We start from the raw sequence: 13,407 nt of genomic DNA, 5'->3' as shown, positions 1-13,407 counted from the left end.
ATTTCATCATGAACGCAGAACGCTTAAAACAATTACGCACAGAACACAAAGGCCTTCGCCAAGTCGATCTCGCAAACAGCTTGGGGATCTCGGCATCGGCCTATTCATCCTATGAACAAGGAGTCCGCGAACCGGATGATGCCACCAAACGGCAACTGGCAGATTATTTCAGTGTGTCCTTGGACTATCTTCTCGACCGCACGGAACACCGCGCCACGCCGACAACTGCTGACGTTGACGTCCAGCTGGCGCACCTGCTTTCTGAGCTTGATGACACCGGCAATCAGACGACGTTGGCCGGCAAAGCGATGTCGACGCCGGAACGTCGTGTCCTTCGTGAAGCCTTGGCGGGCACGCTGAATGTTGCGCGCACCCTCGCCAAGCAACATCAAGATTCAGGCCAGCAACGCGGCGAGTAAGCTCGTCGCCAAGTTCCGTTTCGTGCCCATTTGCGCAACGGCATGCGGCCACAGTGCCGGCGTCGCAGTGACGCCTAAGATCGCGGCCTGCCCACTATGTTGCGGGTCATAGTCTGCATACAGATTGGCGATCACCATATCGACGCCCGCGCGGCGCAAACCGATGGCCTTGACCGCCTGGACCGCCAAGTCGGCATAGCCGATTGCTAAATCATCTGTCACGTCGTAGCCGTCACTGCCGAAACGGGTGTTGGATTCATTGCGCAAAAAGACTTGGTGCCCGCGTGGCACGATAGTATCCGTGCTAACCCCTTGCGCCGCTAATAGATTCTCTGCCACGCTGTCCAAGACGACTGGTTGCCAGCCGAGTGGACGGCGCGCGTTTTTGTGGCTGACAAGTGCTGCCACCGATTTGCGACCATCCCCGACTACATTGGCTGGGGTCAACTCCAGCGCGGCGATCATCTGGTCATCTTGGACGACCAAGCGATAGGCCGCGCCTTTGGCGTACGCTTCGATCAACACCGGCCCATACTGTGCGGCGTCGTTGAAAGCAGCGATGAAAACTTTTTCTGTTGGCGGCAACATGAACACGTGCACACCGTCACCATCTTGCCCCTGCGTCGGTTTCAGCGCGATGGCCTTGTTGGTGAAACTGGTGTGATAGTCATGCAAGGCCGCCCGCAACGTCAAATAGACTGCCCCGCCTGGTGTCGGCAGGCCAGCTTCACCCAGTAGCCGTTTGACCGCGGGCCTTACCCGACTGGTCGCCACTGCCACTTGACTGTTTAAAGCCGCCGACCCAACGATCAAGCGTCCATCGATACGCAACACCTCGGCGGTTTCGTTGAGCACTTCCACCTTGCGCCCAGCCGCCAGCGCTGTGGCAACCAGCAACTGGCTGTCGAGGCTGAGCTGTGGGTAACCAGGCAGGTGCAGGCCGTCGTCTGGTGCTTGGATCTGGCGCCTTTTGCCTACTGTAAACCGGGCACACACGCTCAGCGTCTCTTCATCGAGCACCTGTGCTTGTACCCAGCTGTTCAGCTCGGCCGGCATGGTGTTGGCCAGCACACCCCAGATCGCCGCGCGCAACCACACCAAGTTCTGCGTCTGGTTGCCGGTATCGGTGTTGGCCATGATCGGCACGTTCTCCCAACGCATCCCCAAGATTCCCTTGTGGTCGGGATCATCACCGAGCAAGCGCAGGTCAAAGCCGTGCGTCACGCCAAATTGTGCTTGTAATTGCGCCTGGAATTTGGGCCAGACCTGAACGAAGCGCACGTACCAACCGTTGCGAAACGCGATGTAGCTCGGCGCGTCTTTGCTGTCTTGCACGGCCATATAGGCGCGTTCGAACAACTTTTCCGGAAGCGCCCAGTCCAAAGTGAACGGGGTCTCTTGAAGCGTGACATCCACACCGGCACGCACAAGCGTCGTCGTCACTGCCGCCAACATGCGCGTGCTGGTACGCAAGTTCTCATCCCAAGGCAGCGTCACATCTAACGCAGCTTTGGTTTGGTGCCAATACGGTGACGCCGGTAATACCGCATCCGTTGCCGCCAGACGCAAAGTGAGCTTTGCTTGTGTCTGCGGCAAAAGGCCAATCAACCCAAGTTGACTGATCATCTGGCCATAATCGTACATTTCCATCATCCTATCCACTATTTTCTGCAACTATAATGGTAACACGGCCAGCGCTGGTTGCAACGATTTGTCGTTCAAGTCGCTGGCGCTTATCTCACCGCCATTCATAATCATTGACACCAGCCTGCCCGCCGATGAAAATGGGTTTTCCTGCCGAACTTATTTAACGATATGCTATACTACATTTAATCTTATCATCCTCTATTATAAGATGAAAGGCAACGCTTTCAGCAAACTGTCTTCGGATTTTAACATTTAACTCCGGAAAGTTTGAGGTTATAAGGAGTGAACCCATGAAAACCTTCATCGTCGTGGCATTCAGCCTACTACTCAGCGGCTGTGCTTCCCAACAACCCGCCAGCAAGCCATCAGCCCCTGCTTCATCAAGCCACACACAAAAAAGGCACGCCGTCTCAGTGTCTGGCATGCTTTACAAAATTCAGGACAAGGTGGTCTTCATCTCCGGCACCAAGGTCGCCAATCTCCGCTCCGCCGCTGAATTGCAGACGTTCTTTAAAGACGGCATCCGCATCTCACAAGGTGAATATCTCAATGCGAACACGCCCCTGAGCATCTTTGTCCTTGCCCCGACGCCAAAGCACAACCAGAACTTCGCGCTGGCCAAAATCACAGTCAACGAACCCAACGCGCAGACCTTGCGTGCGCGTCCGGCTGTGGTCGACCTTGAAGACACGCAGAACCTGCCGCTGCTTCGCGACTATCAGCTCACCATCAAATGACCATACCACCGCGAACTTAAGAAATACGTTACCTTTGATCATAACTCACAAACATCGCATTCTGGCGGTTTAGTTGCCAAATTTTGGAAGCGTTTTTTAGATTTATTTTTGCCCATCAGGTGCTCACAACTTGCGAAAAAACCGATTACTTCTGAAAAACATCGCCACATCAGTCTTTTAAGTCATCGTTAACTTGATGGACCAGGTTGGTTCAATTGGATGAATTGCTCATATTATTAAATATACGTATATAATTTTTTGATAATATTCATTTCATTTACTTGATCAGAAGATGAATTATAATAATTGTAGATGATGGCGTTATCAACCTATGCACTTCCTTTGGGGTGTTAATGTTGTGATCAACTGTTGGGCATTCACTTTCGGGCATTTTATCACTAGGGGGATACAACTTATGACAGATCGTTCTGGAGCAAAGAAATTATACAAAGCCAACAAGACCTGGATCGCTGCAGGGGTAGCAGCTGCAACCTTGTTCAGCGTTTCAGCCTTGGGTGGTAATGATGTATCTGCTGCAACAACGGCAACCGAACCACAAGTGGTTACACAAGTAGGCAATCCGACTGCGGTCAACAAAGAAGCCTATTATGACAACACGGTTCAAACCAAGACCCAGGTTGGCAATCCAACTGCGGTTAACAAAGAAGCCTACTATGACAACACGGTTCAAACCAAGACTCAAGTCGGCAACCCAACCGCAATCAACAAAGAAGCCTACTATGACAACACGGTTCAAACCAAGACCCAAGTAGGCAACCCAACCGCAATCAACAAGGAAGCCTACTATGACAACACGGTTCAAACCAAGACTCAAGTAGGCAACCCAACTGCGATCAACAAGGAAGCCTACTATGACAACACGGTTCAAACCAAGACTCAAGTAGGCAACCCAACTGCGATCAACAAGGAAGCCTACTATAATAACCTGCCTCAAACCAAGACTCAAGTAGGCAACCCAACTGCGATCAACAAAGAAGCCTACTATAACAACCTGCCTCAAACCAAGACTCAGGTTGGCAACCCGACTGCGATCAACAAAGAAGCTTACTACAACAACCTGCCTCAAACCAAGACTCAGGTTGGCAACCCGACCGCAATCAACAAAGAAGCCTACTATAACAACCTGCCTCAAACCAAGACCCAAGTAGGCAACCCAACTGCGATCAACAAAGAAGCTTACTATAACAACCTGCCTCAATTTAAGACTCAGGTTGGCAACCCAACTGCGATCAACAAGGAAGCCTACTATGACAACACGGTTCAAACCAAGACCGAGGTAGGCCCTGCCCTTTCCATCACGACAGCTGAGTTGGACAAGGCTGGTTACGATGCTAACGGCCTTGCAAAGAAGACCACAGAAACCGACACGACAACACCTGCAAAGACGCCAGAATCGACCAAGACCACCACGACGTCGACCTCACGTGCAGATCTTCGTAAGGCTGGCTACTACACCGCGCAAACGCCAGCGGCTAAGGCTGCAGCAGTTGCTGCCGCTACGACCTTACCTAAGACCGGCGATAGCACTAACGCGGCATTAGCTGGTGTCGGTGTTGCCACCGCGATGGTTGCGTTGTTCGGGCTTGCCGGCGATCGTCGCAAGCGTGCCATTCGCTAACCTAGCCCCAAGTTTGTCACAGCGTCAGTCATCATCATGCGGCTGAAATATCAACCCGTTTCGGCCCTGCACAAGCGCCTTTGTCCCCTGATTCGTTCCTTGAATCGCGGGGCAAAGGCGCTTTTTGTGATTGCAAAAGGGCCACACGCTCAGCGGCGGCTTTCGCCAACCCTGGGTCGTGTGGCCCTTGATTGAGATCATAACGTCATCGTGACGGCCTGCTTTGCCGGTAGCGGATAAGTCTTGTCGCCAACACTCACACTACCGCCAGCCCGCGTTGCGGTCACGGTCAGCCGGCTGCCGTTTTTGACAACGGTGACGCTACCGTCTTTGATCGGCAACGTCGCGTTCAGCTGGTCGAACGCGTCGAGCGCCGGCGTCAGTGCGAACGTCTGATAGCCTGGCGCGGTCGGCCGCAACCCGATGAAGTGGCGCCCGAGCAGGTAGATCGGGCTGGCGCCCCAGCCGTGGCAGAGGCTCTTGCCATAAGGGTCGCCATACATCGCGTACATCTCTGCGCCGGTTTGTTCAGGATCGAATTCTTCCCAGAACGTCACGGCGCCGCGATCGAGCATGCCGCCCCAATAATCGCTCAGCGTCTGGTAGACACGCGCTTGTTGGCCGAGTTTGCACAAGGCATCTTGCTCGAAGAACTTGAAGTACGGCGTCGTCAGTTGCGTGATGGCAGGATTCAGCAAGACATGGTGCAGGATCGATCGCATCTTCGCTTGGTCGACTACATCGAAGAGAATCGCAAAAATATTGGCGTGCCGCGTCACGTGGCGCTTGCCGGATTCATAGCTGTCGATGAAGGCGCCGCGATCGGCATCCCAGAAGTACTGCATCACATTGGCGTGCAACTGATCGTACTTGGCCTGAAAATCCGTGACCGGCTCGTCAAGCACGGTAGCGACAGTGACGACGGTTTTGTAGACTTCCAGCAACAGCATCTGCTCGGCAGCGACGGTGCCGGTTTTATCCATCTCCGACCAGTCGACGAAGATCCAGTCGTTTTTGCGACCATAGATGAAGCCCAGGTCGTTGGTTTGCGCCATCAAATACTTGACCATGCTCAGCATGCGCGGGTAGATCTGGCGCAAGAACGCGACGTCGCCGGTCATCTGATAGTGATTGAGGATGCTGATCACCCACAGCATCGAATAATCGACGATCGTGTCGATGTGTTGCTTGACGTCGTCTTGCCCGCGCAAAGCCAGGATCGTGCGCTTGTCGACGTCTTCGTCGAAGAAAGAATACTGATTGATAAAGTTCTCCTGATACGCATCCCCCGCCCAGATCCAGCGGTCGCGCTTGACGCCATCGATGAAGAACACATCCGAGCACAAGTTCAAGGTCTCGGCCGACACCTCCCAGATCTTGTTCATCAGCGCGTTGTCAGAGTGGAACGACGCGCGGTTGACCTTGGGGACAAACATGTGCACGGCAACCAGATCGACACTGCCGGCGGCCACGGCCGGTACGAAAATGTACCGGAACGCGCGCCGACGCAACTTAGTGGCAGCCGTCACGCCATCTTGTTTGTAGTAACAGCGCGCCACATCGCGGGCTTCGGTCGCGGATTCGCCATAACACAACGTGATCGGCTGGGCAGTCGTGACCTGCAGCGTGCCGTTAAGCTCACGGCCAAAATCAAACAGCACGCCGCCATCGATCGGCGTGACGACTGTTGGGGCGACCTTCTGTGTCTGATACGTGATCACATTCGGATCCTGGTCTGGATGGGTGAACAACGGATCGTGACCAGCAGGTGCGCTGGTCAAAAAGTTGGACGCCTCCCAGCCGGAATCGGAGCGGATCACCTGGCCGATCACATAGATCGTTGGCAGGCCAGTGAGATTGCCGACAAAGACCTCGATGCGATGGGTGCCGGCTTCAACTTGTAGCGCCTGGCCAAGCGGATGCTTGGCGTCATCGATCGCCACATAACCAGTCCCGATCGCCTTGACCGTAAACGTCGTCGCCGCATCGAGCTGATAAGTCCGCGAGAACTTAACGTTGCGGTGGCAGTCGTCCATATACCAGTATGCCGGCCAGCCCATGCGGCGTTCTTCACGCTGGAAATTTTGCACCAACCCGGCGTGGATCTCAAAATCCCCGGGATACCAAAGCCATGCGGCATCTTTGGTCGTTATCGTTTCTGCCATTGTTTCTGACCCTCCATTGTTTCCAAATGGCTGCAACGTGCAAAAGCACAGCCATATCATGCATAATTACAGATTAACCTTTGGTCGCGTTCAACGCGGCATCGCTGAGATGCCGACGCTTCAACAGCGCGACGATCGCCAGTGCGGCCCCGCCAAAGACGGCCGTGCACAGCACCATGATCCACAGCAAGAGCTTTGGTGAATACCCCATCAACGTCGGGGTGATCAGGGAGAAGATCGCCGTGCAGATCCGAACAAACCCATACGAGAAGCCGGTCAGCGTTGCGCGCGCATCGACCGGGTAGAAGGTCTGACTCCAGATCTTGTACAGGGTCTCGCCAGTGAAGACGTTACTGCCTGAATACAAGATGTAGGCAATCGTGAAGACTTGCCATTGCGACGAGAAGCTACCAGCCGCGATGAACGCCGCCAACGCGACGATCAAGCCACAAACCATTGCGGGATAACGATACTTGGTATCTGCCAACCGCAGGTAACCGATGGTCAAGACGACCCCCAAGATGTTGGCGATCAGCCCAATCAAGGTCGAATAAGACTGACTGCGTCCACCGACAGTCACCAGGAAGTAGTTCACAAACGATCCCCAGGTGTTGGCAGGCAGGTTCCAGAATAAGTAGAACACGGTTAACAAGATCAGCGGCACGATAAAGGTCGAATTCTTCAACAGTGTCGACAGCTTGTAATGCTTAGGCGCGCCTTCTGCGACCTGTTGATCCGCGGGACGCGGTGCCTCTTCGATGGCCTTGAGATGCTTGGACGAAACCCGCACCAGCCAGTTCAACAAGGCTGCGGTCCCGATGAACCCAAACAGCGTCATCGGGCTGCCCATGCCGGCGTTGGCGGTCAAAAAGCCCAAGAACTGTGACAATAAGATCCCGATCGACCAGAACATCTGCGTCAGAGCGATCGCCCGGCCGTAGACGGCCTTAGGCACCCGCTCAGAAATCACCGCGAGACTGGTCGGCAAGTCTGCGCCTGAAGCCAGACCGGCGATGACGACCCCAATCAACAATACCACGATGTTGTGTGACACCGCGATCACCCAAGCCCCGATCCCGACGAACAAGATGTCGAGATTAAAGACCCGTACCCGGCCGAAGCGGTCTGACAACCAGCCGCCGGCAAGCGATCCCAGCGCGACTGCCACCGTCAGCAACGTGCTGACGACCCCGACCAGCCACGAATTCAGATGGAAGTTCGCCGCCCAGATCGGCAACGCCACCCCGAGGCTGACCAGCAGTGCGGCGTCCATGTATGATGCCAAGCCGGCAACAATAATTAACAGGATGTTGTCGCGGCTCAATTTAACTTTTTTCGTTGCTTGCATATGATTTCACCTCACCAATGTTTACGAAACATTCAACAAAGAACATTGTAATCGGTACCATAAAGCGGTACCATATCCTGCGAACACACAAAATCATGCAGAATCACAGGAGGCGTCATCATGCCGATCTCAGCGCTCATCAAGCAACTGCAAGCCTTGAACCCGACGGAACGCCGGCAGCAAACCACCCATTCGAACGTCAACAGCTTGGATCTCGACTACATCCATGACCCGATCCCTCAGATGCCTGTCGCCCATTTTTTCGACAACAGCGACATCGCGGTAGCAAAAAACAGCCGCTTCTCTTATGTCCCCGCCCACACCCATGAATTCATCGAGATGAATTATCAGTTCTCCGGGCACAGCACCCAGTTCATCAACGGCGAGAAAATCATCTTGCAGCCGCACCAACTCTTGCTGATGGACACTGCCATCGTCCAACAGATCGAATCAACCGGCACGAACGATTTGCTGATCAACCTGCTGCTCAAAGATGATGCCACCGTCGACCGCCTGTTTGCCACGCTCCCGGCCACCACCAACCGCATCACCGAATTCCTCTATAATGCCGTCCAAGTCAACACGTTACACAATAACTTCATCCTATTCGATCTCAGCGACCAGCCGATCGCGATCGACTTGATCGAATGCCTGCTTTTCAAAGGCCTGAACCCGATCGGCGACCAGCAGACCAGCATGACGCTTCTATTATTGCCACTGCTGTTGGAACTGCCGACCACGATCATCAAGTCGTTCACCAATTTTGCCGACGTCACCCACGACCGGCTCTTGCCTGTGCTCGATTATATCAACCACCACTACGCCGACGCGACCCTGACGGCCGTCAGCGCCCACTTCAACTATAACGCCAACTACCTCAGCAACAAGTTGCGCGCCAGCACCGGCCACAGTTTCAAAGAACTGGTCGACCGCCGGCGGCTTGCCGTCGCGCAAAACTTGATGATCAAAACGCCCCTCAGCCTCAACGCGATCTGCGAACAGATCGGCTACCAGAATCCTTCATCGCTGTTCCGGCTGTTCATGAAGTATCTGCAAACCAGCCCTTCAGACTACAAACACCAAGTCACCCAGCACGCCTCGGCGATATAAGCCATCAGTGTTATCATAGAAAGCAACGATTGCGTTAGAAAGGACTGATCTCATGCAACAACCGCTCGCCTTCCGGATGCGGCCACAGAATCTCGATGAAGTCGTCGGCCAGCAACATCTTGTCGGCAAAGACCAGATCATTCGGCGGATGGTCGTCGCCCATCGCTTGTCTTCCATGATCCTCTATGGCCCGCCCGGCACCGGCAAAACCAGCATCGCCGCCGCGATTGCTGGGGCGACCAAGTACGCCTTCCGGACGCTCAACGCCGCGACCGACACGAAAAAAGACCTGCAGATCGTCGCGGAAGAAGCGAAGATGTCTGGCACCGTGATCCTGTTGCTCGACGAGATCCACCGCTTGGACAAAACCAAGCAAGACTTCTTACTGCCGCACCTAGAATCCGGCCGGATCGTGCTGGTTGGGGCCACCACCGAGAATCCCTACATGAGTATCTTGCCGGCAATCCGCAGCCGCACGCAGATCTTCCAAGTTTTTCCGCTGACGGCAGACGACATCAACACCGCTGTCGACCGCGCGCTACAAGATTCAACGCGCGGCTTGGGCAAGTATCCCGTGGTCTTAGAAGCTGACGCCCGCGAGTTTGTGACCCACGCCACCAACGGCGACTTGCGCAGCGCCTTGAACGCCTTGGAGCTGGCAGTGCTGTCCACGCCGGAAGTTGACGGCCACATCACCATCACTGCGGATGTCATGCACCAATCCCTGCAACAGCGCGCCATCGACGGCGACGCAGACGGGGATGCACATTACGATCTGATTTCTGCTTTTCAAAAAAGCATCCGCGGCTCCGACGTCGATGCAGCCTTGCATTATTTGGCGCGTCTGATTACCATCGGCGACTTGCCCAGCATCCTGCGCCGGCTGTTAGTGATCGCCTATGAAGACGTCGGCCTCGCCAATCCCCAAACCGCCAGCCGCACGCTCACGGCGATCCAAGCCGCCGAGCGCCTGGGGCTACCGGAAGGCCGAATCCCGCTGGCCAATGCCGTTATCGACTTGTGTCTGGCCCCCAAGTCCAACACCGCCATGGCGGCCATCGATGCCGCTTTGGCCGATGTCTCTGGCGGCCACGCCGGCGCGATCCCAGACGACTTGCGCGATGCCCATTACAAAGGCGCCGCCGCCCTCGGCCACGGTGTCGGCTACAAATATCCGCACGACTATCCAGGCGACTGGGTCCGCCAACAATACTTACCAGACACCTTGGTCGGTAAGCATTACTACGACGCCAAAACCACCGGCAAGTACGAGCAAGCCTTGGCCCAGCGCCTGGCGCAACTGCGTAAACTGCAAGGTGGCAGGTAAGACACCCGTTGTTGCCAGAGTTAAACGGCCATGCTATAATGGTGTCAAGAATGGTAGCAATAGCAACACAAACGCCGTACCCATTGCAGTGGGTACGGCGTTTTTTTACACTCAGTGAGCGGTGTGGACTGGATTAATAGCAACCCTAACAGGCGCTCATCGTCGCGTATCCAGCCAGTGCGCGAATAATGCACAGATTAGCCCTACGACCAAAGGGCCGACGAACACCTCTAGAATGGTGCGCAATAGCAACACCCCCTTTCGAGGCGGGTTGCCGTTGCCAATATATCATATCTGACAACACGATACCAATTATTTACTTGCTTATATATGCCAACCAATATCGTCATTGCCTGGTTACTTGACGTTGCCACCAGATTGTGCTAGTAAAATAGCGCTAACAACGTTGCTGTCAAGCGCTTTTGCCGCCAAGCTTGAGACTTGCATCCCGGCGATGATGATGCTATGATTTAACCATGGAAGTCACCTAAGGTATGCGCGCTTCCCATAATTCAGTTGACCGAACAGTTTCGAGACCTTGGGACCATCAGAGCCCAATGCCGTGTTACTCTATCACTGAGCGACTAACGCCTTGGACGTTTGGACCCACTTGCATAGTAGCGGGTTTCAACAGAACGGGAAGATAACGGTACCACTAGCCTTTCATCAAAAAGTCTTCGCGACTTGGACCGGCCTACGCCGGTTTTTTTTTACTCTTGGTGCGTATTGGGGATGGTGGTATCAGTCCGGACGGGGTGCACTGCGACAGGAGATGGCTGGAACGGCTTGCATGTCATGGGCGAGGCGCTCGGGAGCTAACTCTTCGCTCCGCTACGAGTGGATCTCCTTCAACGCCTTTGTTGTAAGCGGCAAGCCGCTAACAACAATGCCGCGCCTGAGCCATCTCCTGTCTCCGCACACCCCGTCCTTACATTTGCGTTCTAAATATTCTAAGTGGCAATTTCTGAGACTAGAAACATTAGATAACGCCTGCAATACATTTGGTGCACCGTACTCATAGCGTGGGATAATCCGCTCGTCCGTTACACGATACTATCCAGATACGCAGAATCCAGAGTGTGGGTGAAAGTGACGGAAGCAGGTCAATCTGACGTGGTGAGATTGCTGTTAGCGACTTGTCGCTTACAGCAAGGCGCAGGTGGAGATCCACTCAGCAAAGCTGAGTTAGCTCCGCCGAGCACCCTCTCCACGACAGATTGATCCTGCTGGAGTCACTTTCGCCCACACCCGACAGCACCCATCAACGCCACATACGACTTTACCTTCGAAAGGAATCCAATCAATGCTTTTCATGATGCTTTTGTATGCCATTGTGCTCGTTGCGCTGGCGGCATACCTTTTCACCCATCGTACTCACGACTTCTTAATGCTCAAAGACGTGCCCCGCAGCGTCAGTATCTCGCTGGCTTCTTACGCGGTGGTGTTGGTGATCGTCGCCATCGCCGCCATCGTTAGTGCCTTCATCGACTTGACCTGGTTGAAACTCGCCGTCTTGGTCGCCGGGGCCTTGATTGTCGGCCTCTTAGGCGTCAGCCTGCCGGGATACATGAACCGCAAGCTTTAAAAAACGCCCACACCGCGGCAACGGTGTAGACGCCAGATGCTTCTTCCCTATAATTTTAGCCTAACATATTGGAGGTATCGAAATGAAGCAAATTCTCTTTGCAAGCGCCTGTGGCCTGTTACTGCTGGGGTTAGCAGGATGCGGCCAAACCAGCAACGACGCTGCCAAGCTTTCTTCCGTGGAACGCGACAACGCCAGCCTGAAGTCCGAAGTCTCGTCGCTCAAGACCCATGACAACGACGATGATGATTATCACGATAATGATTATCACGATGACGACCACGATACCGATCCCGACGACTTGACGACCACCAACGTTGCGACCTACAAGCTTAACCAGGAAGCCCTCATCGGTACCAGCGCGACGCACAAGGCCATCGGCTTGACCGTTACGGCGGCTGATCAGAAGTGGAACGCGTTTGCCAAAGCGCAAGGCGATCACATTTTCCAAGGCAAGAAAGACCACGCCGTGCAGATCCAGGTCAAATACACCAACTATGCGCTCGACGACGACTTTCAGCCTGACGAAGACGATCTGAAGGTCTACGATGACGACGGCAACGCCGCCACCCCACTCGACTACCAAGACGGCCAAACCGAAGTCACCGCCGGCCACTCGAGCACCACAACGCTGTGGTACCTTTTGGCCAAGCCTTATGACCAGGCCGACCACTTTACCATCGAGTTCGCCCCTGAAGGCAAAGCGCTGGCCAAGTGGACGATCGATTAGTTTGTGAAAAATTACCCGAATTCCCTCGCGAAAACGTTTCACTTTGCCCGTCAACATCGTATAATGTAGATAAGAGGTGATAGACATGTTACACAACTACAAGCACATCCTAGTCGCAATTGATGGCTCGTATGAATCCGAATTGGCCTTCGAAAAGGCGATCGCGGTCGCCAAGCGTAACGACGGGGAGTTGTTCATGGTGCACACCGTAGACACCCGTGCGTTCCAGAACGTGTCGAGTTTTGACTCTGCAATGGTCGAACAGGTCACCGAAACAGCCAAGCAGACGATGGACCAATATATTGAAAAGGCCAAAAAAGCCGGCCTAGACAACGTGTCATACACGATCGAATACGGGGCGCCAAAGACGATCATCGCCCGTGACATCCCGAAACAACACGACATCGATCTGATCATGATCGGTGCTACCGGTCTCAACGCTGTCGAGCGCCTGCTGATCGGCAGTGTGACGGAGTATGTCACCCGCAACGCCCCTTGCGACGTTTTGGTCGTTCGTACCGATTTGGAGAATAAACCTGCCTTGGCCAGCACGAAGCAGCCAAAGCCCAAAAAAGATCTGTAGTGCTTTTATCAAAACCGCCCTTGAGGCGGTTTTTTTTTGCCTGAATGCCGTTTTGGCTGGCGGCTTATGATATTGGTATAGTCTTAACATCAAGATTAACCGCACAGATAATCCAAA

General features: G+C 54.2%; 12 protein-coding genes. 8 read left to right on the top strand and 4 right to left on the bottom strand.

Features of this window, described 5'->3' with window-relative positions:
* The first annotated feature begins 8 nt into the window (after positions 1 to 8).
* Positions 9 to 419 carry a helix-turn-helix domain-containing protein gene (locus tag ACYVRB_RS03820; RefSeq protein ID WP_461213664.1) on the top strand — a complete coding sequence of 137 codons (411 nt, stop codon included), beginning with the start codon at positions 9 to 11 and terminating at the stop codon, positions 417 to 419.
* Here the strand turns inward: ACYVRB_RS03820 and ACYVRB_RS03815 are convergent.
* Positions 396 to 2,063, bottom strand: a complete 1,668-nt coding sequence (locus ACYVRB_RS03815; protein WP_461213663.1) for a hypothetical protein — start codon at positions 2,061 to 2,063, stop codon at positions 396 to 398. The genes ACYVRB_RS03820 and ACYVRB_RS03815 overlap by 24 nt on opposite strands.
* Positions 2,064 to 2,356: 293 nt before the next feature.
* Here ACYVRB_RS03815 and ACYVRB_RS03810 point away from each other — a divergent pair, with 293 nt between their 5' ends.
* Positions 2,357 to 2,803, top strand: coding sequence for a hypothetical protein (locus ACYVRB_RS03810; protein WP_461213662.1), 447 nt, complete (start codon positions 2,357 to 2,359; stop codon positions 2,801 to 2,803).
* A 415-nt stretch (positions 2,804 to 3,218) separates the two neighbouring features.
* Positions 3,219 to 4,442, top strand: a complete 1,224-nt coding sequence (locus ACYVRB_RS03805; protein WP_461213661.1) for an LPXTG cell wall anchor domain-containing protein — start codon at positions 3,219 to 3,221, stop codon at positions 4,440 to 4,442.
* Between the two features lie 197 nt (positions 4,443 to 4,639).
* Here the strand turns inward: ACYVRB_RS03805 and ACYVRB_RS03800 are convergent, their stop codons facing one another.
* A complete protein-coding gene (locus ACYVRB_RS03800; protein WP_461213659.1) occupies positions 4,640 to 6,607 on the bottom strand; it encodes an alpha-L-rhamnosidase-related protein in 1,968 nt (655 codons plus the stop codon).
* 73 nt (positions 6,608 to 6,680) lie between these two features.
* Positions 6,681 to 7,955: an MFS transporter gene (locus ACYVRB_RS03795; RefSeq protein ID WP_461213657.1), complete on the bottom strand. Its 1,275-nt coding sequence runs from the start codon at positions 7,953 to 7,955 to the stop codon at positions 6,681 to 6,683.
* A gap of 120 nt (positions 7,956 to 8,075) precedes the next feature.
* Here ACYVRB_RS03795 and ACYVRB_RS03790 point away from each other — a divergent pair, with 120 nt between their 5' ends.
* Positions 8,076 to 9,065, top strand: a complete 990-nt coding sequence (locus ACYVRB_RS03790; RefSeq protein WP_461213655.1) for an AraC family transcriptional regulator — start codon at positions 8,076 to 8,078, stop codon at positions 9,063 to 9,065.
* Between the two features lie 52 nt (positions 9,066 to 9,117).
* Positions 9,118 to 10,392 carry a replication-associated recombination protein A gene (locus ACYVRB_RS03785; protein WP_461213653.1) on the top strand — a complete coding sequence of 425 codons (1,275 nt, stop codon included), beginning with the start codon at positions 9,118 to 9,120 and terminating at the stop codon, positions 10,390 to 10,392.
* A gap of 156 nt (positions 10,393 to 10,548) precedes the next feature.
* Here the strand turns inward: ACYVRB_RS03785 and ACYVRB_RS03780 are convergent, their stop codons facing one another.
* Complete coding sequence (locus ACYVRB_RS03780) at positions 10,549 to 10,620, bottom strand: type I toxin-antitoxin system Fst family toxin (protein ID WP_461213720.1); 72 nt, start codon at positions 10,618 to 10,620, stop codon at positions 10,549 to 10,551.
* Between the two features lie 1,075 nt (positions 10,621 to 11,695).
* On the opposite strand from ACYVRB_RS03780, the gene ACYVRB_RS03775 reads away from it, so the two are divergent.
* From ACYVRB_RS03775 to ACYVRB_RS03765, 3 genes are all read left to right on the top strand, one after another.
* Positions 11,696 to 11,977 carry a hypothetical protein gene (locus ACYVRB_RS03775; RefSeq protein WP_461213651.1) on the top strand — a complete coding sequence of 94 codons (282 nt, stop codon included), beginning with the start codon at positions 11,696 to 11,698 and terminating at the stop codon, positions 11,975 to 11,977.
* 82 nt (positions 11,978 to 12,059) lie between these two features.
* On the top strand, positions 12,060 to 12,707 hold the full coding sequence (locus tag ACYVRB_RS03770) for a hypothetical protein (RefSeq protein WP_461213650.1): 648 nt from the start codon (positions 12,060 to 12,062) through the stop codon (positions 12,705 to 12,707).
* A gap of 85 nt (positions 12,708 to 12,792) precedes the next feature.
* A complete protein-coding gene (locus tag ACYVRB_RS03765) occupies positions 12,793 to 13,290 on the top strand; it encodes a universal stress protein (protein ID WP_461213649.1) in 498 nt (165 codons plus the stop codon).
* Positions 13,291 to 13,407 lie beyond the last annotated feature (117 nt).

This window comes from Lacticaseibacillus boliensis (genome assembly GCF_054784775.1).
Note: the sequence above shows the minus strand (reverse complement) of the source record. Positions and strands in the feature narration are given on the sequence as shown.

Bases quoted from the DNA above. Each gene is read 5' to 3' on its own strand.
- ACYVRB_RS03820 (WP_461213664.1), top strand. From the start codon at position 9: ATGAACGCAGAACGCTTAAAACAATTACGCACAGAACACAAAGGCCTT.
- ACYVRB_RS03815 (WP_461213663.1), bottom strand. From the start codon at position 2,063: ATGTACGATTATGGCCAGATGATCAGTCAACTTGGGTTGATTGGCCTT.
- ACYVRB_RS03810 (WP_461213662.1), top strand. From the start codon at position 2,357: ATGAAAACCTTCATCGTCGTGGCATTCAGCCTACTACTCAGCGGCTGT.
- ACYVRB_RS03805 (WP_461213661.1), top strand. From the start codon at position 3,219: ATGACAGATCGTTCTGGAGCAAAGAAATTATACAAAGCCAACAAGACC.
- ACYVRB_RS03800 (WP_461213659.1), bottom strand. From the start codon at position 6,607: ATGGCAGAAACGATAACGACCAAAGATGCCGCATGGCTTTGGTATCCC.
- ACYVRB_RS03795 (WP_461213657.1), bottom strand. From the start codon at position 7,955: ATGCAAGCAACGAAAAAAGTTAAATTGAGCCGCGACAACATCCTGTTA.
- ACYVRB_RS03790 (WP_461213655.1), top strand. From the start codon at position 8,076: ATGCCGATCTCAGCGCTCATCAAGCAACTGCAAGCCTTGAACCCGACG.
- ACYVRB_RS03785 (WP_461213653.1), top strand. From the start codon at position 9,118: ATGCAACAACCGCTCGCCTTCCGGATGCGGCCACAGAATCTCGATGAA.
- ACYVRB_RS03775 (WP_461213651.1), top strand. From the start codon at position 11,696: ATGCTTTTCATGATGCTTTTGTATGCCATTGTGCTCGTTGCGCTGGCG.
- ACYVRB_RS03770 (WP_461213650.1), top strand. From the start codon at position 12,060: ATGAAGCAAATTCTCTTTGCAAGCGCCTGTGGCCTGTTACTGCTGGGG.
- ACYVRB_RS03765 (WP_461213649.1), top strand. From the start codon at position 12,793: ATGTTACACAACTACAAGCACATCCTAGTCGCAATTGATGGCTCGTAT.